This is a genomic window from Leucobacter chromiireducens subsp. chromiireducens (genome assembly GCF_016758255.1).
Classification (GTDB): Bacteria; Actinomycetota; Actinomycetes; order Actinomycetales; family Microbacteriaceae; genus Leucobacter; species Leucobacter chromiireducens.
The window spans coordinates 1,274,286-1,300,060 of sequence record NZ_QYAD01000001.1; the positions used below are offsets into that span (position 1 = coordinate 1,274,286).

22 protein-coding genes are annotated in these 25,775 nt (G+C 65.9%); 10 read left to right on the plus strand and 12 right to left on the minus strand.

Annotated features, from left to right (window positions below):
• Nucleotides 1-77 precede the first annotated feature (77 nt).
• Nucleotides 78-5,087 (minus strand): LPXTG cell wall anchor domain-containing protein, encoded by a 5,010-nt coding sequence (locus D3226_RS05900; RefSeq protein ID WP_202381410.1) that lies wholly within the window; start codon nt 5,085-5,087, stop codon nt 78-80.
• Nucleotides 5,088-5,536: 449 nt separating this feature from the next.
• Here D3226_RS05900 and D3226_RS05905 point away from each other — a divergent pair, with 449 nt between their 5' ends.
• A complete protein-coding gene (locus D3226_RS05905; protein ID WP_202381411.1) occupies nt 5,537-6,076 on the plus strand; it encodes a helix-turn-helix domain-containing protein in 540 nt (179 codons plus the stop codon).
• Nucleotides 6,077-6,959: 883 nt separating this feature from the next.
• On the opposite strand, the gene D3226_RS05910 is transcribed toward D3226_RS05905, so the two are convergent.
• Nucleotides 6,960-7,247 (minus strand): helix-turn-helix domain-containing protein, encoded by a 288-nt coding sequence (locus tag D3226_RS05910; protein ID WP_202381412.1) that lies wholly within the window; start codon nt 7,245-7,247, stop codon nt 6,960-6,962.
• Nucleotides 7,248-7,424: 177 nt separating this feature from the next.
• Here D3226_RS05910 and D3226_RS05915 point away from each other — a divergent pair, with 177 nt between their 5' ends.
• Nucleotides 7,425-7,706, plus strand: a complete 282-nt coding sequence (locus tag D3226_RS05915) for a DUF4190 domain-containing protein (protein ID WP_202381413.1) — start codon at nt 7,425-7,427, stop codon at nt 7,704-7,706.
• 117 nt (nt 7,707-7,823) lie between these two features.
• Here the strand turns inward: D3226_RS05915 and D3226_RS05920 are convergent, their stop codons facing one another.
• From D3226_RS05920 to D3226_RS05930, 3 genes are all read right to left on the minus strand, one after another.
• On the minus strand, nt 7,824-11,225 hold the full coding sequence (locus D3226_RS05920) for a hypothetical protein (RefSeq protein ID WP_202381414.1): 3,402 nt from the start codon (nt 11,223-11,225) through the stop codon (nt 7,824-7,826).
• Nucleotides 11,222-11,476 carry a hypothetical protein gene (locus D3226_RS05925; protein ID WP_202381415.1) on the minus strand — a complete coding sequence of 85 codons (255 nt, stop codon included), beginning with the start codon at nt 11,474-11,476 and terminating at the stop codon, nt 11,222-11,224. Before D3226_RS05925 ends, D3226_RS05920 begins: the two co-directional genes overlap by 4 nt.
• A gap of 792 nt (nt 11,477-12,268) precedes the next feature.
• Nucleotides 12,269-12,520, minus strand: coding sequence for a helix-turn-helix domain-containing protein (locus D3226_RS05930; protein WP_202381416.1), 252 nt, complete (start codon nt 12,518-12,520; stop codon nt 12,269-12,271).
• 206 nt (nt 12,521-12,726) lie between these two features.
• On the opposite strand from D3226_RS05930, the gene D3226_RS05935 reads away from it, so the two are divergent.
• Nucleotides 12,727-13,593 carry a hypothetical protein gene (locus tag D3226_RS05935; protein ID WP_202381417.1) on the plus strand — a complete coding sequence of 289 codons (867 nt, stop codon included), beginning with the start codon at nt 12,727-12,729 and terminating at the stop codon, nt 13,591-13,593.
• A 59-nt stretch (nt 13,594-13,652) separates the two neighbouring features.
• Nucleotides 13,653-14,723, plus strand: coding sequence for a hypothetical protein (locus D3226_RS05940; RefSeq protein ID WP_202381418.1), 1,071 nt, complete (start codon nt 13,653-13,655; stop codon nt 14,721-14,723).
• A gap of 61 nt (nt 14,724-14,784) precedes the next feature.
• On the opposite strand, the gene D3226_RS05945 is transcribed toward D3226_RS05940, so the two are convergent.
• The 3 genes from D3226_RS05945 to D3226_RS05955 all read right to left on the minus strand — a co-directional run bounded on the left by D3226_RS05945 (nt 14,785) and on the right by D3226_RS05955 (nt 18,675).
• On the minus strand, nt 14,785-15,213 hold the full coding sequence (locus D3226_RS05945) for a hypothetical protein (protein WP_202381419.1): 429 nt from the start codon (nt 15,211-15,213) through the stop codon (nt 14,785-14,787).
• A gap of 719 nt (nt 15,214-15,932) precedes the next feature.
• A complete protein-coding gene (locus D3226_RS05950; protein ID WP_202381420.1) occupies nt 15,933-18,071 on the minus strand; it encodes a relaxase family protein in 2,139 nt (712 codons plus the stop codon).
• A 1-nt stretch (nt 18,072) separates the two neighbouring features.
• Entirely contained in the window at nt 18,073-18,675 is a 603-nt protein-coding gene (locus D3226_RS05955) for a MobC family plasmid mobilization relaxosome protein (RefSeq protein WP_202381421.1), read from the minus strand.
• 628 nt (nt 18,676-19,303) lie between these two features.
• On the opposite strand from D3226_RS05955, the gene D3226_RS05960 reads away from it, so the two are divergent.
• The 6 genes from D3226_RS05960 to D3226_RS05985 all read left to right on the plus strand — a co-directional run bounded on the left by D3226_RS05960 (nt 19,304) and on the right by D3226_RS05985 (nt 22,036).
• Entirely contained in the window at nt 19,304-19,909 is a 606-nt protein-coding gene (locus D3226_RS05960) for a hypothetical protein (protein ID WP_202381422.1), read from the plus strand.
• Entirely contained in the window at nt 19,906-20,100 is a 195-nt protein-coding gene (locus D3226_RS05965; protein ID WP_202381423.1) for a hypothetical protein, read from the plus strand. Before D3226_RS05960 ends, D3226_RS05965 begins: the two co-directional genes overlap by 4 nt.
• Entirely contained in the window at nt 20,097-20,240 is a 144-nt protein-coding gene (locus D3226_RS05970) for a hypothetical protein (RefSeq protein WP_202381424.1), read from the plus strand. Before D3226_RS05965 ends, D3226_RS05970 begins: the two co-directional genes overlap by 4 nt.
• Nucleotides 20,241-20,322: 82 nt before the next feature.
• Nucleotides 20,323-20,655 carry an antitoxin VbhA family protein gene (locus D3226_RS05975; protein ID WP_202381425.1) on the plus strand — a complete coding sequence of 111 codons (333 nt, stop codon included), beginning with the start codon at nt 20,323-20,325 and terminating at the stop codon, nt 20,653-20,655.
• A 327-nt stretch (nt 20,656-20,982) separates the two neighbouring features.
• Nucleotides 20,983-21,549 (plus strand): hypothetical protein, encoded by a 567-nt coding sequence (locus D3226_RS05980; RefSeq protein WP_202381426.1) that lies wholly within the window; start codon nt 20,983-20,985, stop codon nt 21,547-21,549.
• Nucleotides 21,550-21,646: 97 nt separating this feature from the next.
• Nucleotides 21,647-22,036 (plus strand): antitoxin VbhA family protein, encoded by a 390-nt coding sequence (locus tag D3226_RS05985; RefSeq protein ID WP_202381427.1) that lies wholly within the window; start codon nt 21,647-21,649, stop codon nt 22,034-22,036.
• Between the two features lie 82 nt (nt 22,037-22,118).
• On the opposite strand, the gene D3226_RS05990 is transcribed toward D3226_RS05985, so the two are convergent.
• From D3226_RS05990 to D3226_RS06005, 4 genes are read right to left on the minus strand one after another with little or no spacing between them, the layout of a single operon-like run.
• On the minus strand, nt 22,119-22,469 hold the full coding sequence (locus D3226_RS05990; protein ID WP_202381428.1) for a hypothetical protein: 351 nt from the start codon (nt 22,467-22,469) through the stop codon (nt 22,119-22,121).
• A 38-nt stretch (nt 22,470-22,507) separates the two neighbouring features.
• Entirely contained in the window at nt 22,508-23,116 is a 609-nt protein-coding gene (locus D3226_RS05995; RefSeq protein ID WP_202381429.1) for a hypothetical protein, read from the minus strand.
• A 50-nt stretch (nt 23,117-23,166) separates the two neighbouring features.
• A complete protein-coding gene (locus D3226_RS06000; protein ID WP_202381430.1) occupies nt 23,167-25,047 on the minus strand; it encodes a DNA primase family protein in 1,881 nt (626 codons plus the stop codon).
• A gap of 1 nt (nt 25,048) precedes the next feature.
• On the minus strand, nt 25,049-25,414 hold the full coding sequence (locus tag D3226_RS06005; RefSeq protein WP_202381431.1) for a hypothetical protein: 366 nt from the start codon (nt 25,412-25,414) through the stop codon (nt 25,049-25,051).
• Nucleotides 25,415-25,775 lie beyond the last annotated feature (361 nt).

Genomic DNA, 25,775 nt, shown 5'->3' on the forward strand with positions numbered 1-25,775 from the left:
CCGGCCCCGAGCAGCAGAGAACCCCCGCAGCTAATGCTGCGGGGGTTCTCGCTTTCACAGGGCAGAAGCCGCAGAGACTACTGCTCCAGCGGCGCCTCGTCGATGCCGGCCGCGGTCAGCAGCTCGGCGCGGCGCTTGCGCGACACGGCCCAGGCGGTGGTGGCACCAGCCGCCAGGATCAGCAACGCGATACCGGCCCAGAGAGCGGCCTGGCCACCGGTCGACGCCAGCGGGTCACCGGTGACGGCGCCCTTCGGGTCGCTCGGATCGTCGCAGCCGCACGGCGGGTTCGGCACCTCGGCCGACGGGAGCTTCGCGTTCCACGGATCATCGTCAGACACCTTCGTGCCCGAGTAGACCGCGGTGCCCTCGACGTCGGCGACGTCCTGGTGTCCGGTACCGGCCTCGACGCCCTTCAGGACGCCGACCAGGGTCACAGTCTCGCCGGGCATCAGGACGTGGTCCTTCAGCTCGTCGAGCGAGCGCAGCTCATACTTGACGCCGTCGATCTCGACGGTATCGGCCGCGGCAGGCTGCTCGGTCTCGGCGGGAGCCTCAGCCTCGGCAGAAGCCTCCTCCTCGGGGGCAGCAGGAGCGACAGGCGCGCCGTCCACAAACTCGGTCGCGACTGCGACCAGAGTGTCAGCAGGGCCGGCAGCAGGCTGCACGAGGCCCTCACGGTCGGCCCCGGTCTCGGCGCCCTCGGGCACGGCCCAGCGGATGTCCTCAACCTTGCCGGTCGTGGCGTCGTTCGTGACGTCGGAGAAGTCCAGCTCCTTCAGCGGCTCGTCACCGGTGTTGGTGATGTCGAAGCCGATCTGGACGCCGTCCTTCGCCTGCTCAGGAGTCAGCGCGAGCGCGTCCTTGTACGAGTCGCGGTCGCCGTCCTTGACGCCCTCGGAGAGCGTGTACTTCTCGATGTCGATACCCGGAGTAGACGGAGCCGCAGCGAACCACGGATCCTCGTCGCTGACCTGCTTATCGGTGAACACCGACTTGCCGGTCACGGTGACGTTGTCGCCGTGCACCATGCCGGGGAGCATGCCCGAGAGCGTGCCCTTGCAGTCGATCCGCTCGCCCACATCGAGAGTCGTGATCGTACCGGGGCTCACCCAGCGAGTATCGCCGAGCTCCTCGCCAGCAGCGATCTTGTCCTCCTCGGTCACGGGGACCTCGCACATGATACCGCCGACGTCGCCGAAGGTGTCCTCGATCGTCGCGTCCGAGAACGTCACATCCTTCAGCGGCACATCACCGTCATTCTCGAAGAAGAAACCAATCTCCAGAGGCTCCGACACAACACCGTCCGCACCCTCGTCACCGAGCATGCCCAGGTTCGCAGGATCCAGCGGGTACGCGAGCTCCACCTGATCGCGGTCGCCCTTCTTGCCCTGCTCCCAGCCCTCGTGGAGCGTGTACTTCTCCACGTTGATGCTCGGGTTCTCAGGGGTCGACGTCCACACGATGTTGCTCTCGCGCTCGACCTCGTTGTAGGTCTCGGTCACCTGGTTGTCGATCTTCTCGCCAGGAGCAATGCGGATCATCTTGGTGTACACCGAGAACGAGTTCGCGAGGTCCATGCGCGTGTTCACGAGGTCCAGGTACTTCTGGGTCGCGTCCACAGTGAGCGTGTAGCTCTCGCCGTCGAACTTCACGTCGAAGAGGCTGTCGCGCGGCTCGGTCTCATGACCGGCCGAGTCCTGCAGCAGGTCGCCCTTCTTGTAGATGAGCGTGTCGCCCTCGTAGACATCAGTGTTCGCGTAGATCGCCCAGATCCCGGTGAACTCGTCGTGCACGCGGTCGAAGGTGTCCTTCAGCTGCCACTGGCTCGCGGCGTACGCACGGTTCGCCGGGATCTCCGAGCTGTTCAACCGGTAGTTGAAGTCGCTGTAGAGCTTGACCTCGGCCTCGTTAATCGAATCGTCCTTCGTCTCCTCGCTCACGACCACGTCCTTGTCAGGGTCGATGTCCTTCAGAGGGTTCGAGACGATCTTGGTCTCGTGCCAGGTGTTCTGGATGTTCTGGGTGGCCTGGTTGTAGATGGTGTAGCCATCCACCTCCTTGCTCACGACAGTGTCCAGCAGCACGTAGTACTCGTGACCGAGCAGCGACTGCTCGATGATCGGCGTCTTGTGCGGATCAATCGCAGCCTCCGCATACGCAGCGAGGTCCTCGGGCTGAGGATCGCCGGGCACGGTCTCGCCGTAGTAGTTCACGCTGTCGACCTGCTTGGCGAACACGTACGCCTTGCCGTCCTTCACCTGGATGTTGAACTTGTCGGTGACGTCCTCGCCGGTGGCCTTGTTCTTGACGGTGATGCCGGCCTCGGTGAGATCCAGGTACTCCTCGTCGAAGTCGTCGACCATGCCGAGCTTGTGCACGTTGTACGCCAGCTCGTCAGCGGAGACGCGAGCATCGAGCGTCAGCCGGTAGAGCAGGTGATCGCCCTGCACCACGGTCTTGCCGTCGATGTTCTCCAGCGTGTGGACGTTCAGGTCCTCCTTGTCGGGCTCGATCTCAGGGATCTTGACCTCAGGGATCTCCGTCGCGGTCGACGCGCCGTTGATGATCTGGAACGCCTGGTTCTTGACCGTGCTGCCGCCCGGGGCGGTGTCCCTCACGGTGCCCGTGAAGCGCATCGTCAGCCAGCCCTTGGTCTGCCACTCGCTGTTGGCGCCCTCGACGTTCACGTTCGCGTCGATCCACTCCTGGGTGAAATCGGCACGGAACGAGTTGGTCGCCTCGTCGAACGTCAGCTTGTAGTTCTTCGCGGGAACCGGCTTGGGGTTGCGCGGATCGCGCGAGTCCCAGAACTCGACGCTCGTCTTATCAGGAGCGAACATCGGGTCGTAGGTGTCCAGCACGGCCAGCGACTTCACGCCGCGAGCGGTGTTCTCGGGCACCCGGAGATCCACGCCCACCGAGTACTCCAGCTTCTGGCCGGGGAACACGCTGAGACCGTCGATGTTCTCGTAGGTCTTGTCACCGGACTCGTCAGCAGAGCCGAGCACCTGCTTGTTGGGGTCAGGAGTCCAGGTGAACACCGGAGGCACGTTGGTGTCCACGGTCTCGTTGTTCCAGACCTCGTGGCCGGCGTTGGTGAGCTGCACGAGCTCGCCATTCGTGTCGTAGTCGTCCTTGAACGCGCCGGAGATCACGAGCTTCACCTTGCGGTCGACGCTCGACGAGTTCTTCGACTGCGCCAGGAACTGCGACCCGGCCTTCGCCTTCGCCGTGGTGACGCTGCCGTTCACAGTGATGTCGAAGTCGCTCGACACGTTCGTGTACTGACCCGAGCCAGGCGCCGTCTCGATGAAGACCTTCGCCTTCGACGCGTCCGAGAAGTCGACGTAGCGGGCCGAGTCGGTCCAGTCGTCGATGATCTCGTAGCTGGAGAACGGCTCCGCGAGGTTCGCGGGGATGCGACCGTTCACGACGGCTGCGACCTCGTCGTTCATCAGGAAGACCTTGCCGTCAGCGCCCTCCTGATTCGTGTGACTCGGATCGGCGGCGGTCAGCGCACCGGTCTCGTCGAGCACCCACACCTTGTCAGGAGCAGGAGTCACCTTGCGCACCGACTCGCTGTTGCCCTCGATGCACTCGTCGACGTCGCGGGTGTAGCACACCGAGGAGTCGTCCTCGACGGTGTAGTCGGCGCCCGTCGGCAGGAAGTACGTCGGGACGACCAGAGTGTAGTCGCGCGACTGGAAGGCAGTCGGAATGTCAGTCACGGTGCCCGAGACGACGACGGTTCCTGCTGCCGAGCGGTCGATCGAGATCTGAGCCCCGTCAACACGGTTGCCCTCGGGATCGAGCATGTACGCGGCGTCCTGCACGTCGGCGGTCCGCGAGCCGATGAACACCTGATCGGTATGGATCGTGTCCGTGATCGTCATGCTCGACTCGTAGCCGTTCACAGCCGCGGTGATCACCGCGTTGTAGAACATGCCGCTCGCGAAGACCTCCTGGTCGGCGACGGCATCAGCCGGGTCGCCAGAAGTCAGGTACTTGACGACGTCCTCGTCACGAGGGGTCGTCCAGTTCTCGCGCTCGTCGTTCACGCCGGCATGAGAGGCGGGATCCTTCATCTTGCCCTGCTTGGCGACGTCGACGTCGAACCAGAACTTGCCCGACGGCCACGAATGCCAGCCGAAGTCGGCAGGCGTGAAGTCAGGCGAGCGGGTCGAGCCGTTGTTGGCGATCGACACCGTCTTCGACACCGAGGCATCGACGGCGTCCGCCGCGCTCTCAGGACCGCTCCAGCGAAGAGTGACCGTAGCGTTCACGTTCTCGCTGATCGAGGAGCTCCCGCGACTGGCGTTGATCGTGTCGTACACAGCCTGCTGGGTGCCGGCGACGACCGGCACGTTCGCCGAGTGGTCGGTCGAAAGCGTCAGCTGGTAGTTCGGCTCGGGCTGGTTGTTCGACAGCGCGATGCACGCGGCCGAAGTGGTGGCGTCCCAGCTGGTCGTCACGCCGGTGCCGACGAGCGCGCTGTTCACGGCGGCGTCATAGGCCGCGAGGTCAGCGCCCGCGAGACCAGCCCTGATGTTCAGCCCGGCGAAGCCGCCGCTGATCCAGGGGTTCCAGGCGTTCTGCCAGAAGTAGTTATCGCTCTGGTGGTAGCTGCTGCCCGTCGGGAAGGGCCCCGACGATCCGGCCGACCACCAGATGCCGATCACGCGCGACTGCCCGGGGGTAGCTCCGGGCTGCGAGTCGGCGTTCGAGAGCGCCTGCGTGCACGCAGCCTCGATGTTCGGATAGCGCTGCGGAGCATTCGCGAAAGCCATCAGGTAGTCCATCGAGGCAAGGCCCACACCCTGCACCGGAGTGCCGTCGGCGTTGTAGTCGTCGAACGAGACACCGTAGGGAGTCTCAGCGTAGTTGCCGTTGCTGCCGCCGGTGCCGGGGTTCGCGCCACCGCCGGAACTCCACGCGAACGCGCCGGAGGCCGGGGCCAGGGCGCCGAGGAGCAGGCCAGCGGCCATGCCGCCGGTGAGGATCTTGGCAGGAGCGCCGCGCATGCCGCGCTTACGCCTCTCCGCCCGGTTCGCGGCATCGGGGCCGCGGGAGAACTTGGTGCTCATAGAGAGAACCGCCTTTACGCTTGCCGCTTGGCGTGCGTGAGGTTCTCTCATTCCTTCGAGACTCAAGCGCCGCCAGCGTACTTGTACAGAGGGATGCTGTTGCGTCTAGGTCTCGTCGTGGAGGTCATCCTGCCCGGGCTCTGAAAGCCCGGAGGTGCCTGCTGCAAGCCTATCACGTATTCGCTCAAGAACCAGGAAGAAACGCGCGTCTGACCTGGGGTTTCATCGTTGGTGGAAGATGCCAAGATCACCGTTTTCTCCTCGTAAACGAGCAGGAAACGAGGCAGGGGAGTAGCTGTGCTGCTGCTCTTGTTGTTTCTTGTTCTCCAACTTTGTCGCTGGTGGCCGGGCAAAGCCCGGCCCGGGTGAGCATGCGACCGGGTGCTCGCGCCCCCGGATCGCAGAACACTGCTCGGAGCAGAAGAGACAAGACAAGAACAGGAGGGGACATGAGCAGTACGAAAAACACAGCGCCGCGCAAGCGGGGCATGAGCGCCGAGGAGGTGCTCGCGATGCACTCAGAGCGCTCGCCGGACGGCTGCCGCCTCTGGACGAGGTCGACCGACCGTGCGGGCAGGCCCCAGGTGCAGTACGGCGGCACCGTACGCCGCGCCCACGAGCTCGCCTGGGAGCTGGAACACAGTAAGCCGGTGCCTGAAGGCTACAGGCTGGAGCACACCTGCCAGGGGCTCGCTCGGGCGAGAGGAGAAGACGAGCGCGGCTACCTCCGCTGCATCGAGACGTCGCACCTGGTGCTCGCGCCGCTGCCGATGACGAAGTGGCGCGCGCGGGACACGCCCGACGAGGCGCTCGGCGCACGTATCCGCGCAGCACGCTTGGGTGCCGGGCTCTCGCAGATCGAGCTCGCCGAGCTGGCCGGCCTGGGGCGGAGCACGCTTCAGCTCATCGAGCGCGGCGCCCGGGTTGACTCTGCTGCAGTAGAGGCGGTGCTCACGGCGCTGGGCTTGAGCAGTGCGCCCGCGGCGTAGCGCAGCGAGCAGCAGGGCTAGAGCTGGACCGTGCGCAGCACGGTCCGGGATGGTGCCTGGCGAGAGGCTTTGTAACCCTCATATCAGTCGCCTCCTTCTGTAGAGACCCCGTGGCTTCGGCCGCGGGGTCTTTCTTTTCACCGGATCTGCGTTCGCGCACTGCCGGCGCGACCCAACATTGCGAGGCGTAGAGCGAGCTGTTCCACGAAACGTACCACGAAGCGGTGCTCGTTCGAGGTACGTTTCTCGTTCGTGGAACAGACGAGAAAACCCCAGGTCAGAGAGGGTAAATGACGCGCAACCGAGCGGAGCGCGAAAAGTGACTGTACCGCGAAGAAATCGTAATAGCTACGGTCTAAAGGTCTGTAAATGCACGCTGACCGGGGATTTCTTGCAAAACGTACCACGAGTACCGACATTTCCGAAGACTTTACATGTGCGTGTGTGCGTGCGCATGCGCGTGTATATGGCATGTTATTTCCTGGTACACCTGGTACGTTCTTCTCTATTTACATTGATAAATCAATAAAAAAGAGTCGAAAAACGTACCACGAAGGCCTCCAGAACGTACCACGAAGCCTCAGGAACGTACCACGAAGCATTTCTAAGTGGTACGTTTTGCCGCTCTGAGCCCCTGCAGAGGCCCTTTCCACCCCTGTCTGAGCCCCTGGCGGGCGCGGATCCCTCCTCCCAGAGGGAGCTCGCGCGAGGGTTGAGGAGGGCTTCGCGGTACGCTGCGTTCGCATCATGCGCCGCAATGCCCACGCTCTGAGCAGCCGCCCGTAGGAGGGGTGATCTCCCTCGCGGGCGCCGTAGCCGATGACGTCACGTGAGCCGAATAATCCGCGCTCCGGAAGTGTGAATAGTTAGTTACAGCACCCCGCTACGAGCGCTTCCGCCGACCCTTCGGGTTCGCGTCGTCGGGCCTCGGCCTCACCGCTGGCAGCTCGTCGTGCGTCTCGCCAGCCAGCAGAGCCTGCGCGTCCAGTCCGAGGAGACCCGCGTACTCGTCGAATGTGTCCATCGTCACGTTCCGCTCGCCGCGCTCCAACGCAGCCAGGTATCGAGGCGTGACGCCGATCCGCTCCGCAAGCTGCTCCTGCGTCAGTCCCCAGTGCTCGCGCTGCCCCCGCAGCCCCGCGCCGAGCCTGCGCCTCAGAGATTCTCCCACTCTTTAACGCTCTCGTCAGGAACGCTCTCGTACCAGGTACGGAAGCGTTCCTGTTGCGAATGGTTCGGCTTACGGACGATCCCTCCCGGGCCGAAGACGATGCGTCTCAGGCGGGTGCCCGCCATAGGCGGGCCGGGATAGATGGTGACCGGTTAACCAAACGAAGGAGCCACCATCATGTCGAACACTACGATCGCCCACGCACCCGCGACCTCCGTGCTGCCCGTCGCACCGCCCGCCCGCCACGAGACGCTCTCCGTCATCTCGTTCCTCTTCGCGTTCCTCGGGCTCTGGTTCGTCGCGATCCCGTTGGGGCACGTCGCGCGCCGGCGTGCCAGGAAGCACAGCACCAGCACCGCGTTCGCCACGGCGGCGCTCGTCGTCGGCTACCTGAGCGCAGCCGTGATCGCCGTCGTGCTCATCTGGTTCGCCATCGCGTTCGCGACGCTCCCGCAGTAACCACCCACCGCCCGAGCGCCTCCCTCCCCGCAAAGAGGGAGCGTGCGCTGGGGAGAGCACAGAACCCCCACGGCTGGCGCCGTGGGGGTTCTGCTTTTCAGGGAGGGTGCTCGCCGGTCAGGACCGCTTACCCGAGCCGCTGCCGGGCTTCAGGCCTTTCGTGGCCTTACCGCCGGTCTTCGGCGGGGCGATGCGCTTCTTCGACTTGTTGACGACCTTGCTGCGGCGGTCGACGCTGCTACTGCGGTCGACCGACGTGCTGGACACGTTCGTCGTCGAGGAGGCGCGCTGCGGCGCGGCCGGACGAGGCGCCTGCTTCGGCGCCGTAGGGGTGCTCTTCGGGGCGCTCGCGCCCTTCTGAGCGGCCTGCGGGGCCTTCGCAGGGGCCTTGGCCGCTCCTGCTCCCTGGGACGCAGCCTTGCCAGCGCCGCCAGTCGAGGACGCCGCGCCCGCGGCGTTCGCCACGGTGCCGCCAACCTGCGAGACCTGCTGGGCCTTCTGCGCGCGGTCGGCGTGCTTCGTGCTCGGCTTGTCCAGGCTGGAGCGGCCGGCGTCCTGCTCCGCCTGCTTGGCGCGCTCACCAGCAGCAACAGCCTGACCGCCGTGCTCGACCGCGCGTCCGCCGGACTCAGCGGCACCGGCCGCATCGCCCGCGAAGCCGCGACCGACCGCGACCGCGCCATGGCCGACGGCCTGAGCGCCCTCGGTGCCAGCTGCCAGCTTCTGCTTGTCGGCGGCCTTGTAGCCCTCGGCGCTCTCCTCCATGGACGACGAAACGTCGCTCATGGCGTCGGAGTCGCCCTGGACAGGCTTCGCCGGGACCGCGTCGCCGTTGGCGTCGACGGCGTAGCCCCGCCCGTCGGGGCTGAGACCCTCCACCTCGACGCGCTTGCCCTCGGCGGTCTCGGTAGCAGCAGAGTCGCCGCTGGGGCCCGCGGTGAGCTCCAGAGGGCTGCCGGGGTCGCCGTTGCCGGGCGCGGGGGCGTCGCCGCTGCCCTCGACCGCGAGCGTCCCGTCGCCGGTCTCGATCTCGCCGCCGACGGTCGTCGAGGAGTCGCCGCCGTCGGTGCCGCCGGTGAAGCCGCCTGCAGTGCCCATGCCGTCGGGACCCTTTCCACTGCCGGGCACACCGGCGGCGAGACCCTTCTTCCCCGCAGCGTTCTGCATCGCGCGGTTCGCCATCGCGGCTCCCGCGCCCGCGCCGAGACCGCCGGCGAGGGCAGGCGCGAGCGCACCGCCTCCGCCACCGGGCGCGCCCACCGAAGTCTCGGTCAGCTTCTCGACCAGCTTGGTCACCGCCTCCTCGACCGCCTTGACCAGGCTCTTGCGCACGCGCATCGCCATGACCGTGAACGCGATCGTGAAGACGATCGAGACGATCGTCACCACCAGGGAGAACCCGGTGCCGCTCACCAGGTACTGCATGAAGCCGTTCGCGGCCTTGTTCGAGTTGAGCAGCTGCGCGAACGGGGACTCGATGATCTGCGGCAGCGCGATCAGGAACTCCTGGACCAGCTTGTACAGGAACACCGTCAGGAACACCTGCGCGATGAGCGCGACGGTGTAGACGAGCACCTTGGCGATAGCCGCCAGGGCGCCGAGCGTCGCGAACGGCACGGCCGAGACCATCTGGAAAGTGCGGCGGATGCTCGCCAGCGCCATCGAGATCGCGTAGCCGAACCCGATGAACACGAAGGCGGCCAGGAGCACCACCGCGTTCGTCCAGTACAGGGCCGACATCGCGCCGGAGCCAACCAGGTTCACCGAGTTGTGGATCGAGCGCGTCGCCTCGCTGGAGACGTTCGACGACGAGTACATCGTCATCGAGGTCGGCCCGAAGTCGGTGTTCAGGTAGTTGTACATCGCGAGCGGCGAGAGGTTGCAGCTGCGCGGCCCCATGTCCGAGCCGTAGGTCGGGACGATCCCCGGTCCGTAGCAGTACGACGCGGTGGAGAACTCATAGGCGCTCCCGCTCCTCGTGGCAGTGAGGCCAGCGCCGTCGGCGAGCGAGATCACCGGGTTGCCGTTGATCCGGTCCGCTGGCATGTCGGCGAGGTCGCCGTCCTTCACGAACTGCTTGTCCTTGCCGTCGCCGCTCTCCGCCGAGCTGAACCAGCCCTTCTTGGTGGCGTTCGAGAGGGTGTCGGCAGAGATCTTGGAGAGCCCGCCCTTCGACTCGGTCTCGAACGACGACGCGCTGAACTGGGCGTTGCCCATGTAGCGCAGCAGCATGTCCGCGGCCTTGCCGTACGTCCACGAGCCGTACTGGTACTCGTCAGCACCGCCCCGGACCGCCGCGTCCGTCCAGGTCTGCGCGTTGTCGGACGTCAGGATCGGGTCGAGCCCGAGGCCGAGCGAGCGGGAGTTGATGGCCAGCGCGGAGTTCCGCACGTTCATCTGTGCCTCGTTCGTCGGGGTGTCCCGCGACGAGTCCCATTCGATAGTCGCGCCCTCGGGCACCGCGAGGCGCGAGTTCTTCGCCCAGCTCTCGAAGTCCACGAAGGTCGACATGATGACGCGGGTAGCGCCAGCGTTGCCCGAGTCGGCGGCGGCCTGCATCGAGGTCAGGGTGCCCGTGTACATCGAGCCCAGCAGTGGCAGACCCAGCCCGATGAAGGCGACCCGGATCAGCAGCTTCTTGATCGCGCTGCCCCGGTTCATCTTCTTGTAGAGCAGCAGCCCCATGAGGAGCACGGCGACGAAGACGGGCACCATCACGGCCCAGGACAGCTGCGTGAGCACCTGGTACCACCCGCTGATCCAGCTCGCGAGGCCGCTCAGCGGGCCGAACACGCTCGTGTCGCCGCCGACCATCCCGTCCGCGACGTCGGCGGGGACCACGGCCTGCACGCCAAGGTAGAACAGCTTGAACGGGTTGAGGAACGCCATCGCGTTGATCACGGCCTCGAAAAGCCAGTCGACCGCGCCCGAGAGGAGGTAGAAGGCGGACACGACGAAGCCGCCGGCCATCTCCATGAACCCGAGCGAGAGGCCCGTGCTCGTGCCGTCGAAGCCCAGCCCCTTCAGCGACGCGCCGTAGTAGGCGTAGCCGACGAGGCCCTGCAGGGAGTCGTCGACGACCGCGTCGTCCTCGTCGCGGAGGGCGAGGGTGTCGTACCCGATCGCGTCCGAGGAGCCGGAGAGCTTGGAGGAGAGCCACCCGGTGACGCTGGAGAAGCTCGGGTCGGCGTAGCCAAGGAAGGACCCCGCGCTGCCAGGGTTCGTCACGACGCCCGACCAGTTCTCAAGGGTGCCGAGGGACTTGCCGTCCTCGACGTCGGGCCCCTGCGTGGAGCTGAAGAACGCGGTCATGGCGGACGAGACACGGTAGAACGAGTACTGGAGGCTCTCGTTCTCCTCTGCGCGGGCCGAGCTCGCGCCGAGGATGCCGCCGACGACCGTCAGCGGGATCAGCACGAGCAGCAGCAGCGCCGTCCAGCGGCGCCAGCCGGTCACGGAGCCCGCACGGGCCCAAAGTGAAGAGCGAGTGGGACGGGAGGCGAGGTTCGTGGTGCTCATCGCTGCACCCCCTCGGCTGAGGAGGCGGCGTGGCCGTGCTCAGCGAGCCAGGCCTCGACGGTGCTCGTGCGGTACCAGCGCGAGTGGCCGCTGGTGACGTCCGGCTGCGGTGCGTTGCCGACGCGGCGCCAGTCGCGCCAGCGGCGCGTGGTCATGCCCGGGATCTGCGCCAGCAGGTCCGCCTCGATGACCAGGGGATCGTCGGCGATGCCGGCGGGAGGAGCGCATCCTGCGCTCGTAGTCGTGCTCATTACGAATCCGATCTGCGTGTCTTCGAGATCGCCGGTTGGCGTCTCGACGAGGCAGTGCGTCGGATGCTGAGTCGTCTTCTGTTGCTGTGCTATTCAGTTGGGGCCCGGGCGAAGTAGGAGTGTCCGCGGCTTGCAACTATTCTCGCACGAAACGCGACGAAACACGACGTTGAACAGGAGTTTTCGCGAACAAATAGCTTCGAGCTTCACGATCTACTCGTCTACGAGCATCGAGGAGCAGCAGCAGTCCGCGGCGCGCACTGCCGGAGCGACCCAGAATGCCGAAGGCCCCGCGGGAGAGGACTCTCGCGGGGCCACACAAATCGGAAAGTAGACCGGAGTTTCAGACAGGGATCTTAGTTCTGCTCTACTGGTACCCACTCTACCAGTCCTGCTGCACATGATCTGCGGCGTGTTGCGACTATTTCCTGGAGCGTCGCCCGCTCGTCGTTGGGGAGAGGGTCTCTCGGGCTTGAGAGAGCTCGGTCAGAAGGGCTGCATAACTGAGGGCCACAAGTAGCCTTGTGCAGTTGTTGCAGTTGTTCGCCATAGTTTTCTGTAGAGACTATTTCTCTCGCGCGTCCGCGTATAAAAAGATAGGTATAGAACTGCAACAACTGCACACTTCCGCATGATTACGCGGATTTTGCCTCTTCGTACATGCGCCCCGGGACCCGAGCAGCGTCCTGGAAGGGGGTCTTTCTCCCGAGCCACTACCTAAAGAAGGAGTATTGCTACTTGCTACGAGAGCCGCGCCGTAGGCGCGCTCGACGCACTGCGGGGGCGCAGCGGCTACTCGTCGTCCTCGGGCGGCGGCTCGTGCCCCGTGATGAGGTCGAGCGGGTGCAGCCCGAGGCGGTCCGCGATGTTGCCCACAGTCTCGAACGTCAGGTTCCACTCGCCGCGCTCTATCCCGGAGTAGTACCTCGTGTCGAGCTCCAGCTCGTGCGCCAGCGCGCTCTGGCTGATGCCGCGCCCCTTGCGGTACGAGCGGAGATTGGAAGCGAGGATCTGCTTCAGGATCTCTGCTGCTGGGTCGGACATAACATTCAAGTCCATCGGTGATTTCACTGCTGCGCGAGGGTACGTCAATACCCTATTTCTGCTAAGATTGACTCGTAGACGAGCAGAAATACTGCCCGAGCAGAGACGGGAACCACCGCCCGGCGCCTCGCCCGCACCGGATGACTCCAGCCCCCAACGGCCCGACCTGCTGGCGACACGCAGACCAACACAGGAGGACCGTCGCCATGAAGGCAGTGAAGAAGACCGTCGCGACCGGGGCAGCGCTGCTCGCAGTCCTGCTCGTGCTCACCGGATGCTCGGGCGGTGGACAGGGCAGCAGCGCAGCCGGCAACGACGCAGCGCCCGAACAGGGCGTCTTCGAGTTCCAGACGCCGCGCTACGGCTCCGACAGCGGCGAGCTGCTGATCCGCCTGCCCGAAGGCCTCTTCAGCGCCCTCGGCGGCGACGCCGAGCCGCTAGTCACGGAGGCTGTACTCACCCCGCGCGAGCTCGACGGCGCGAAGTACTGCGCGGTCGACCTGTCGATCACCTACGCGGGCGAGGGCGAGGTCGTCCTGACGAAGCCCACGAAGACCGAGGACGAGTGGCGCGAAGGTGAAGAGAGCCGCCTCCAGGATCACGCGACCAACCTCATCGCCGACTACATCAACGAGACCGGCGACACGAGCCTCGTCTTCCAGGACCGCCCCAGCATGGAACAGATCGAGAAGTTCATCGACACTGCGGACTCCTACTTCCTCCAGGACCTGCCCGAGGCGTACGAGGCGTACCTCGCCGCCGAGTACCAGCCTAAGGCGGTATGGTCTGTGCTTTCCTCGGCGAGCCCCGCGTCCGAGCTCGACGAGGCGGCCCCCGAGCCGGGAAGCTACATCACGTCGGACAATCGGCTGCTCACGATCGTCGACTCCTGCGCGGCATCACCCGCGGACGACGGGGGCACGGTGTTCACATTCCCCGTCCTCGCGGGCGGCGATGTCGAGACGCTCGCCGAGGTGAAGCTCTCCATCATGAAGTCGGGCACCATCACCGTGACCAGCAGCGAGGTCGACGGGTTCGTCCGCGACACCGACGGCAACTGGATCGCTGACTGAGCGCAGCCCAGAGCATGTCCAGAACGCCGCCTCCTGGGCTGCCACCCGACCACCCGCTGATGCAGCACCTGCGGCAGCAGGGGCAAAGCCAGCGCCCCAAGCGGCGCCGGTTCGACACACACGACGTCGTCACCGGCGTACTCAGCATGGCCGTGCTGTGCTGGGCCGCCTGGGAGATCCTCGGCATCGGCAACGCCTTCGGCTATGAGGGGCTCTCCGTGGATGACGCCAAGGCCAAGATGTCCGAAGACAACATCGCCATCATCTTCGACCCTGTCGGTTTCCTGATCGCGCTGGGGCTCGTCATCGCCTCCTTCATAATCCACAAGGTTGGTGGCACCGGCCTCACGCTCGGCGGCCTCATCGCCACGGCGGCGCTGTTCGTGTTGTCATTCTTCAGGGTCTCGATGCTCGTCCCGATGCTGTTCGGCGCCATCGGGGGAATGACGAGCACCGTCTACAGCTCAGACGACCTCCGTGTGCCAACGGCCGACAACAGCATCGTCGACCCCGGGCAGCTCATCATGTATCAGGGCGGCGAGGGCGTCCGCATCGCGACAGCGTTCGCCAACACCAGCGACGAGCACTGGGAGTCCGCGACGCTCGCGCTGGAGTACAGCGACGCCTCAGGCGTCGTCTGCGGTGTCTACGAGCACGTCGAGCGCTTCCTTGGGCCCGGGCAGCGCGTCGAGGTCAGCACCGAGTTCCTTGCAGCCGCCACGCGCTATGCCGACCCTTCATGTGTGCCGGTGGCGGCCTCGGCTGAGCTGACGAGCATAGACGTCGACTCCCGCGCGGAGATCCCGGAGGCCGACTACGTCCAGCAAGACAGCGCAGCGCCCGAGCTCGCGTCGCTGTACGTCAGTGAGGAGCCGGGGATCGTGAGCAGCGTCGTCACGGTCTCAGTAGCAGGCGCAGTCTCGCCAGAAGCAGTAGACAGCCTGCAGGGCACCGACGGCAGGGCCCGTCTGCCGATGGCGTTCGAGCTCGTCGACCACGAGGGCCAGCGCCTCGCATGGTGCTTCGCGCCGGAGGACGTGCAGCCCGACGGTGGCTTCATCACCGGGAAGTACCACAGCCCCGTCGAGCCGGGATCCTACGCCTCCGTGGCGATCGTCCCGAGCTGCTGAGCCGAGCATCACGAGAGACCCCGCAGCATCACGCTGCGGGGTCTTGATCGCTCTTGCAGGATCAGACGAACCAGAGGCCGAGGCTCATTGCGCCGAGCACCGCGGCCAGGGCTGTGACGAACGACTTTGCGTTGACGCGCTCTGTCCAGTCCCAGAACGGGCGCTGATTGTCTTCTGCCGGCTCGTCAGGCGTCGATTCATCGGGATCGCTGGGTATCGGAGCATTCGCTGCCACGGACAAGATCACAAGAACAGCCGTGCACCACAGCACCGCAGCTTCCCAGGCGTCCTTCATTTGCTCAGTCACCGCCCACTGCACGAACCAGGCGAGGCCACCGAGCACCAGGAGCAGCAGAGCGAACCTCGCCCAGGGGTTCCGCATTGGCCCCTTGGAGAGGTACTCCTGCAGCTTCCCCTTCACGAGCATTGCGACGGGTACATAGACGAGCGCTACTGAGACGAGTGAAAAAGGGATTACGAGATAGACCATGTGATCAATCTTGGCGTAAGCAGCTCGTCTCGGGCTCGGGCGTCTCAACGCTTCCTTTGTTCCGCGATTCCACCGACAAGAGCTGCCGAGCACCCTCCCTCCGAGGAGGACCACTCGCCCCGAAGAGCCCCGGACCAAGAGGACCAGATCGAGATCGGCGGGTATCTCGCGACCGCTCGCTGCGACCCCGGAGGACCATGCTTCTGACCCCTCGGAGGACCACACTGAGGACCACGCAAACCGAGAAGTACCCGAGAAAGCACCGAACTTCGACCGACTTTTAACCGAGATTCGACGTCATCTAACCCGAGAAATGACCGAGCAAGCACCGAGTTTCAACACGCTCTTGACCGTGCTACGACCGAGGTTTCACGCCTCGGGAAAATCACCGAGGTTGGCACGAGATACGACTGAGCTTGGCGCGAGATTCACCCGAGTTTTGACCGAGAAATGACCACCCGAGGTTGGCACGAGTTTGCACCGAGTCTCGACCGAGTGTCGACGGAGCTTCGACCGGCTTCTGACCGAGAAATAACCGAGGTCTGCGCGAGTTTCAACCGAGGTTGACACGAGGTCGAAAACACCGGTAAGTAACCGAGCCTCAACCGAGCTTCGACCAGCTTCTGACCGAGGTGCAACCGAGGTTGGCGTGAGGCAGAGACACCTTGTGCCAACCTCGGTCACGATCACAGCGAAATGACCGAGGTTGGCACGAGCCTCTACTCGTATTGCTCCTCGTCCTCCCGGGGGCCGTCAAGAAGCACAGGCTCGTCCTCTGCGACCATCTCGTATATCCCGCGCGACTTCTGGTCGCGCAGGGCGTCGCGTGCGTCGTAGCGCCCGAGCCCGTGCAGCCAGTCGGCGGTGCGCTTCTTCTTCTCACGGAGCATCATCTGCTCATATACGAGCGGGTTCATGCTCCCACCGTGGTCGCGCAGGAACTTGTCGCCGATGCCCCTCGGCACGGTGCGGTCGTCGATCCTGTGCCCCCGGGAGAGGGCGAGCAGCGCACCCCGCTCGAACTCCGGCAGCGCGTCCAGCACAGCCTGCACGCGAGAGCTGACAGGCCTCTTCCGGGTCAGATCGGGCGTAACAGGCGCAGCCGCCGGCACCGCAGCGGGAGCGGAGGGGCTCGCAACAGGCGCGTAGGCATCGAGCTTCTCGTCGATCTCCTCGTCGGAGAGAGCAAGGAGACCACGGTCGTCCTCTGCGCTCTCCTCGCTCTGCTCGCCTCCCTCCGGGGACGCAGTGGGAGCGGAGTCCACAGGCCGAGCATCGCTCGTTTCTTCCTCGGTTACGAGGGGAACAGCGTCCGCAGCGAGACGCGCCTCGCGCTCAGCCAGTGCCGCCGCGATACCGGCCTTCACGGCCTCGTTGTGCTCGGCCTGCGCTACTCCCACCTCGGCGAGGCGCTCGCGATGAGGCCGGCTGAGAGCCTCGGCCGCCGCATCGAGCGCGGCCTGTTCTGCAGCCTGTTCTGCTGCCAGCCGGGCAGCGCGCTCGGCGTTGCGGGCGTCAGCTGCAGCATCTGCCTGAGCCTGCCGTGCAGCGGCTCGTTTCTCCTCGTCTTCCAGGCGTTTCCGCCAGCCCGCAGGATCAGCCCTGAGCTCGGCCGCGAGCCGCAATACCGTCTCGTGGTCGCCAGAATCATAAGCCTCGCCGGCGAGGTGCTCGTCCACGACAAGGGCAGCAGAGAACTCCTCCTCCATACGGTCAAGCTGCTCGTCACGGGCAAACGCCAGGACATCGCTGCGCATCTCTGCGAGCTCAGCAGGCGTCGGTACGTCAGCAGGGCGAGGGCGACCCGCCTGCACTCGCTCAGGGCGCTTCTCACGCTGGAGCCCAGCAGCATTGCTGGCGAGCTGCTCCATGGCGCTCTCGTGCGCGTAGTGGTCGCCCAGGGTCGTGCCGCGGACGTTCTGCGGCATACCAGGGAGCCGGTACGACAGCGCCCGCTTCTCGCGGGGCGTGCCTGCGCGCGTTATCCGCTCGTATACGAACACATCGCGTTCTGCCATGGCATCTGTGAAGCCGTCCAGGTCCACCGCGCGGGGGTCGTCCATCGCTGCCTCGAACGCGTCGCGGATGATGTCGTGATTAGATTTACCGCCCTGCTTCGCCATGCGCCGGTCGCGGCTGCTGCGCTTCTCGCGCTTACGCTCGGCAGTAGAGGGCAAGCGCTGCGGCCCCAGGCCGTACTGCGCACCGTGCTCGGCCAGGAATCGGTCAGCCCGGTCGCGCATCGCGTCGATGTCGGTCAGGCCGCCAGCGAGCTTCGAGCCCGCCTGGTAGAGCCTGCCGTCGACCACCTGGTCGGCAAACAGAGTAGCGTTCCGCACCACGTGCACGTGGAACGCGCCGCCTTTGCCGTCGGCCTGCCCGGTCGCCATGAACTGCTCGCCGGGGTAGTCCGTGCGCATCATGTCGTTGACGAACGCGAACGCATACGCCACCTGATCCGGGTCGTTGGGGTTCACCTCGTCAGGGCCGAACGAGATGATCAGGTGCCGCGCCTCGGCCTGGCGCACGAGGGCACCGGGATGACAGACGTGCGTCGCCGTCTCGCCGTCGCGGGCCTCGCGCCAGACGCGGCGGCCGTTGGGGCGCGTGACGCGCACGTGCGTCGCCACTTCGCCAGCCTCGGGCAGCGCGTAGCGGGACGGCGAGGTACGCACAGCGCCCTGCGTGCCGAAGCGCCTGCGCGTCACCGCGAAGTCGACTGCCACTGTTTCCGGGCGGCAGTAGTTGCCCGCGACATGCAGCACGCGATCAGCAGCGGTCTGCCCGGGCTTCGGTTTCACCGTGTAGCGCGCCAGACGCGCCGCCACCTCCGTCGAGCTCACGACGATAACAGGCATGTCAGCTCACCCCCTTTAGCGCGCGGTACTGCACGCTGGAGTCGCGCTGCGCATCACGCTGCATCGCCTTCAGGAGCTCCTCAAGCACGCGCCCGACGCGGTTCACGGCGTCGACCGGCACAGCCTCGCCGCTGTTAGCGAGCTTCACTATCTGGTTCCAGTTGTTGCCGATGCGCTGCAGCTGGAACGTCTGCTCGGCGTAGCGCTTCGACACGTCCTGCAGCGACTCGCGCAGCGCCACGAGAGCAGCAGAGTCCTCGTGCAAAGCGACGCTGCGGCGGTGCGACATGCGCTTCGCGAGCACGTCGTCGACTTTATCCACCGAGCCCGAGGCGAGCGCCTCGTGCACACTCGTCACCGACGCGCGCAACGCGTCGGAACGGCTCCCTCCGAGCTGCTCGCGCACCTCGTCGAGAGCCGCGAGCTCCTCGGTCGACAGCCTGACGGCGACGACCTCGCGAGCTGCACTGGTCGCCGCGCTGCGCGCGTCGGCAGGCGCACCCTTCGCTCCGCTCGGGCCCGCCTGAGCGGTGTCGGACGCCTGCGCTGCCGCTGCGACATCCTCGCCAAACGTCGGGCGCTCTTTGCTCTTCTCTTCGTTCATCGCCTGCGCCCTCCGAGTCCTTAGTCACCTGCACTGTCACCCCGGACGCCTGCTACTTCGTACGCAGGCGCCTCGGGGCTCCATTTTAGGTGACTAAGCACTGGCAAGCAACCTGACCGTTTACGTTCTTCGCTGCGCTCGAACTCAACAGTCAGGCCGGTCGTGTCTGTCTCGCTCACGCTCGACATCCACTTCCTTTGCTTGCGGGAGGGCTGCGCCCTCCTCGACCACCTGCTCACCTCGCGCTCTCGGAACCTGTACGGTTCCTCGATCGCGACGTGGTCATGCCGACCCTCGCGGCTCGTCATGACACGCTCGCCGCACCGTGCGTTGCACGTCGCGGCTCGCTGAGCAGCGCACGTCTGCGCACCCTGACACGGGTGCTGCAGAACGCACGCTGTCTCGCGTCACGCGTGACGCTCGCGCGGTGCTCTGCGATCGCCCTGCGGTACCCGCTGACCGACGCAGACCACCACCCCGCACGAGGGAGGGGACCTCCCGTCGTGCGGGGGCATAGCCCCCGCCGGGTGGGGATGTGAGAAGGGTGTGAGCACGCACGCGCACCCACGCAGCACACGCCAGCAGCACCACCCGTACGGGAGGTACGACACCACGAGGAGACACCCACATGAGCACCAGCACGAGCAACCGGACGAACAGCGCCCACACCCGCGAAGCGACGATGCGCAGGCACCCCAGCTACCGCGCGCATCTGTACGAAGAGCCCGAGCAGGGCCAGCACGACGACGAAGTCTACGAGGAGTGCGCGAGACGCGCGAACATGCGGCCCCCGACACGCGCCGAGATCAAGCGCGTTGCCGCCGCGCAGGCCGAAGATCGACGCGCAGCAGAAGCCCCGGAGCGGGAGCGGAGGGGGCACTGGTACGTCGAACCGTACCTAACCGAAAACATCAGCTTCGACCACTACGGTCCGTACCTCACGCGCGCGGAGGCAATAGCCGCAGCCAACGAGATCATCAAAGAGCAATGGGAGACAGGAGGCCCTGGGGACGAGAGCTACCGCATCCTCTGGCACCCCGAGCTCGACGCGAACCCCCACTCCATAAAGGCTCGCGATCTGCTGCAGCAGACAAACTACGCACCCGACACGCAGGAGGAGATCGCACTGCTGCTCCGCGCGCAGATCGAGGCGACGTTCGCGCTGCGCGACCAGATCGCTGGCTTCGCGCCCGACAGCATCGACGATGAGACTTACGACGAGGCAGCTTCATGAGCGAACCAGACGACGCTCTGCCCGCCCAACCATCACCGCCCGCGCACCAGCCCGGCCGCGCGATCGCGATCAGCCAGGGGCGGAACTACTCGATCACCTACCCGGTCGGGCACCCGCTCTACGGCTCTGTCGGCTTCGACATCGACGCGGCCCTCGACGACCAGTACAACGAGCAGGAGGACTTCTCATGAGCAGCAAGGACACCCCGCCCATCTCGGTGGCGCCTGAGATCGAGCCCGAAGACATGCCGATCACGATCGACGACCTCGACTGGGACGCCTGCGGCATCAGCCACGAGACGGGCGAGTTCATGTGGAGCAACGGGGACTGACCGGCCCGCATGCGGATCTGCTCGTGAGCCCCTCCCAGGGGACGCGGATCGACGACCAAGACAACGAGCAGGAGGGCCGCTCATGAGCGACGAGAACACTCCGCCTCTCTCGGCGACGGAGCGGGAGCGGAGGCGCCGGGCGGTACGAATAGTGCGCGGCAGCCATGCTCTCGACGGGTTCTACCCCGACGAGGAGGAACTCGCCGAGGACGAGGAGTACATCAATGGCACAGCGACCCTCGACGAGCTGATCGAGCGGGCGAAGGAGAAGTACGGCACCCATTCGGGCCCAGAGGGACAACAGAAGAGCCGTGGGCGAGCGAGGACGCCGCTGCTGGTAGCAGGGGCGCTCGTCCTCGCCTGCGTCCCGGGACTGCTCGCCGGCCTCGTCTGGCGGCTCTGGCTCGCGCACTGAGACTCAGCCCGCTACGACCGATGAGATTTGCCCCTCGGAGCGGCAGCAGAGAGGGGCGGGCAGAAGAGCGACCAAAACAGCCGCAAGAGCGCTCTGCGAGGACCACCACGAGGACCACCACGAAACAAAGCCCGAGGACCACGTCCTGACACCTTGGCGGCGAAGCGGGAGCGGAGCCGCTGCGTGGTCCTCCTGACCCGTCACGAAAGAAGCAGCGTGGTCCTTCGGGGCTCATTCCGGCCCCGCAGCGGGAGCGGAGGGGACGGTGACGGGCGCATCGCGCGCACAGAAGAACAGCAACACCAAGCACAGAGAGAAAAGAGCACCATGACTAAAACCAGCAAGACCCCCGACGGCAAAGCAGCAAGCCCCGACTGGGCCGTCGTCTCCTCGGCGACGGTCTACGACCTCAGCTACACGGACAATCGTGGCTCCCGGCAGCTCCTGCTGATCGGCTACGACAAGTCGCACGCCATCCAGGCGGCGCTGGCGCACCTGCGAGGGATCAACGGCCCTCGCGGCTACGCGAAGCGCACCCGCAGCGGCTGGATCACCCGCAACGACCCGCGCAGGCACGAGAGGCACAGCCACCGCGGTGTCAACACGCTGATGCTCGTGCACGGCTCGGAGGGCGACCCCTCGGGGGCGCGCCCAGGAATCAGCGTCGAGAAGCACGCAGTGCTGCGCGAGCGACGGGCCGACGGCATCACGACGAGCCGCGAGTTCGAGGCCCGCTTCGCCATAGTCCCGGAAGAGAACATCTTCTTCCCGGAGGAGACCGAGGACAACCCCTCAGGGATCGTGCGCGTCTCGTTCGACGAGCAGCGCGCGAGGAAGGCGCGCCACCTGGAGCCGCAGCCGACGATCCATGTACTGAGTACCCCCGGAGCATGAGGCGTGTGCTGTGCTTGCTGGTGCCAGCAAGCACAGCACAGCGTCGCAGTACAGGCACTGGTGCATTGCACGAAACGACAAGAGAGGAGACCGCGCCATGGCCGAGGACGACGAGAGCAGCAGCGCTCCCGCGACCCCGATAACAGAGGCGGAGGTCGAAGCCCGCCTCGCCGCCGCCGACGGCGTCCTCGGCGCTGCTGGACACGCAATCACTGATCCCGTCGCGCGCGAGATCGTCCGCCGCAAGATCCGCGGCGAGATCACCAGCGAGGAAGCAGACCGGCTCATCCTGGCGCATCACGGGGTCACTCCCCGAGAACAGTGCCCTCGCGAGTGCCGCTTCTTCAAGCCGAGAGCGATGCTGTCGGCTGCTCCCATGCAGGGCGATCAGAGCGAGCAGGACGACCACCACTCAGAGCCGCTCTTCGCCGACCCGGAGCTGCAGGCGATCTACGACGCAGCGGAGCCCATGCCTGGCGACGAGTGAGAATCACGGACAAAGCAGAGACCCCCGAGGCGCGATGCCTCGGGGGTCTCTGTTTTCACGCTGGTCGAGCAGCAGGCGCCGCTCACAGCCCGAGCGCCCGCCTGAGCTCGGAGATCCGCTTCGCCTCGCCGAGGTCTCCCGGCTCCTCGACGATGTTGTGCTTGCGGTACAGGTCCTCGACGAGCCTGGAGCGGCGCTCCTCGCGCTTCGCGGTCACCCTGGCCCGCAGGGTCTCGACCTGAGCCAGAGCGCGCTCCAGGCGCTCGTCCTCGGTGAGGGCACGCTTGCTCGCGCGCTTCCTGGGCGCAGCGGCGGGAGCAGCAGCAGGCGCAGCCGGCTGGGCAGGCACAGCCTCCTGCGGCATGAAGTCGTCCTCCTGCTCGTCGATCGTCTCGTCGTCTGCGGCGTCCAGCGCCGCGTAGTCAATGCTCATGGTGTTGTCTCTCCTTCAGGTAGATGGTCTGGTCGGTCTCAGTTCTCGTCCGCAACGGGAGCGGAGGACGGGGACGCGGGAGCCGTGGCAGCGCTCTCGGGCACGAGGCGCTGGCCCGCCCCGGTGCGCACAGGGCCCATGACGAGGCCAGAGGCGCCCTCGTCATCGAACGGCAGCAGCGCAGGTGCCTCGTAGCCCGTGCTGGCGTCCTCGAAGCTCTCCCGCGGGAGGCCGTCGGAGGGGACGTCGTCGCGGTCGTCGGCTGCGGCAGGAGACGCAGCAGCGCCCGCAGCGGGAGCGGAGGGCGTGGCTTCGGGCCCAGTGTCTCCGAGGTCGGGTCGGAAGGTCCCGAGCCCCAGCCCGTCCCTGAACGAAGGGCGGATCGCCGGGTCAAGACTGTCGGCGGCCCAGTGGATCATCGCGGGCTCCTGCAGGTAGCGCCGAGCGTCACGATTCGACATCGCGGAGGCGAACGCGATCACGTTCGCGAGCCGCTGCTGCTCGGCGAGCGCGAGGGTCGAGAGGGCCTGGGCCCGCAGCACCATGAACTGCGCCTTAGCGGGGGAGTCCTCAATATCGTCCTCGGCGATGAACACGAGACGATCAGCCTCGCTGACAAGATCGGAATAGCTGTAGATGTTGTTCATGGTGTTTCTCTCTTTCTCTCGTTCTCTGATCTCGTGGTCTGTGCCGGCGCTCAGCCGTCGGCGCTCTCGTCGCCGTTCCCGAAGGGCAGCAGCGCAGGCGCCTCGACGCGGCGCAGGCACCAGCGGAAGTTCGCCGGGAGGTTGTTCGGCACTCCCAGCCGGGCCGGATCCTTCCCCGTGTAGCTGGAGTTGTACCAGTCCTCAAGCGCGTACACGGCGACGAGCGGCTCCGACGACGCCATGCGCTTGGAGGTCGCGGTCTTCTCCTCGGGCTTGTACCAGGACTCCGAGCCCTCGACGATCCGCTCCAGGTCGTCAAGGAACGTCCGGCGGCCCATCGGCTTTCCCGAGGGGTTCGCCTTTGCGACCCAGGCTTTGAAGAGGTCGTACAGGAAGTTCGCGGGCAGCAGGTCCCAGACGAACTCGTCCTGGAACTCGTCCCAGAACTCCCGCACCGGGTCGTTGCGCAGCTTCGACTGCTCCAGCAGCTCCAGCGACGCCTGAGGAGCCACGAGCTCGTAGTAGGGCGGCAGGTCCACGAGGACCTTCTTCAGCACGTAGCGCAGCACCTCGGGACGCTGCACGTAGTCTGCCTTGATGCTCTTATCCTCGCCCACCTCGAAGTGCTTCGTGAAGGGCACGAACAGCTGCCGGCGGTAGAGGGAATCAGACTTGTCCTTGAACCGCGGGAACTCGTTCAGGCACTGGACCATGAAGCCCCGGAACTGGAACGTGATCACACGCAGGCCCTTGCGGTTAACGTGCAGCACGTCGTTCGTGATGACCGCCTTGAGGTTCGCGACCTTGTCGAGGAAGACGCCGACGTTGTTCTCGTCGACGATGACCGCCATGGCCGACAGCAGCGACTCCAGCATGAAGTCCTTGCCCATCTCGTCGAGCGGCAGGCTCGCGAAGCGGCCCTCGCCGACGAGCGCGCGCTCCAGCTCGCACTCGGTACCCTTGCCGTTGTTGCCCTTCGTGCTGAAGAACCACGCCGACTTGTTCCAGCGCACGTTCGGGCGCACCAGGGCGCCGCGGACCTGCCAGAGAAGGCTCACCAGCGCGGGGTCGTCGAAGAGACCCTCGGTCCAGCTCTCTACGTCCCACGTCGTGCCATCGGCACGAGTGATCACGGGGTTCGTCGCCGAGAGGTCGAGCGGCGTGCCAGCCTTCTGCGTGAAGACCATCGCCGGGGAGAACGGCAGCAACTCGCGGCGGGTATAGTGCCACACCCCATTCGCGACGGGCACGAGGTCCTTGTCGGTGCTCTGCTTCACCCGGGGCGCCTGCTCCTGCAGGAACTGCCTGACCTCCGCCAGCTCGCGCGTGCTGATGCTGCTGTCGTAGAGGCGCGCCGCGCGGCTCAGCTCCGACATGGAGCCCGAGTACAGGCCGGCGTCGTCGCCCTCGGGGACGTAGATCGCCAAGAGATCCGTGTCCTCGTCGCCGCCCGTGGTCGGCTTGATCTTGACGACGTGATGCAGCGCGAGGAGCACGAGGCCGATGACGTGAGGAGGGAGCCTCTTGAGCAGCGGGATCTGGTTCTTCTCGTTCGCGTCCGCCCGAGGGCTGACGTTCACGGTGCGCCGAGCGTTCTCCAGCTTCAGCGCTTTGTTGATCCTTGCGAGGAGCTGGTCCTCGATGAAGAGCGGGCTGGATACAGTGCCGCGGGCCTGGGCGTTCTTGCGCTCCTCCAAGAGGTACACGACGGCCTCGCCCTGGACGATCGCGTTGAGCGTGCCGCTGGCGCCGCTGCCCTTGCTCGAATACAAGGAGAACACGGCAGCGAGAGGTGGCAGGAACGCCTCGGTTCCTGTAGTATTGATCTCAGCGCCGCCAAACGCTTCGGAAGTCCCCTCTACCTCACGGTGGGGGGCTTCTTCTTTTTCTGGCGGTGCTCCCGACTTGGCGGGCATAGTCTGCTCGGTCATCTCAGCGCACCCCCTTCAAGCGGTCGGCGATACGCTCGACCTGCTCGTCGGAGAGGGGTCCGAGACTGTTGAGCACGCGGTTTGCCGCGAGCTCAAGCTCGGCGAGCTCGGCCTCGGGGCCGGTGCCGCGAGAGCGCTCCAGCGTTTCGAGAGACGACAGCCGCACCAGGTAGCGGCGGGAGTTCGGCGCCAGCTCGTGAGGGAGGACGCCCTCGATCACGAGGCGACGGATGGTCGCGTGGGAGCCGAAGCGACGGGTGCCGTCAGGCAGACGCGTCTCAGAGATCTGCAGGAGATCGAGCTGGGGGTCGTCGTCTGAGTACTCAGCGAGCTGAGTCGCGGGCAGGGGGGCCGTTGTATGGGCCATGATGCTGATCCTTCGCTGAGGATCGACGTAACATCGACCCTCGGGTCAAGATCAGCTGGTGCAACAGTATCGCTGAATCTAAGGCCGGCTTGCACCGGGTGGAGATGCCATTATCCCCGAGACGCATGCCCCTGGATCGGGCGTATTCCATGCTCTAAATATCTGCAGCGCAGACCGGGGACAAAGTCTCCGGCGACCGGTGTCTTCTCATGGAATCAGATTGTGCTTCGCCTCTTTCGTTTCGTTGCTCCCAAGCTTACAGGAATCTCATGGAACACGCAGAGCAACTTTGGCGTGTCGTCGGGCTCCGCGGGGTCGCTGCCCCCGGCTGCGCTCCCGCTGCCCTTCTGGGGAGGCGACC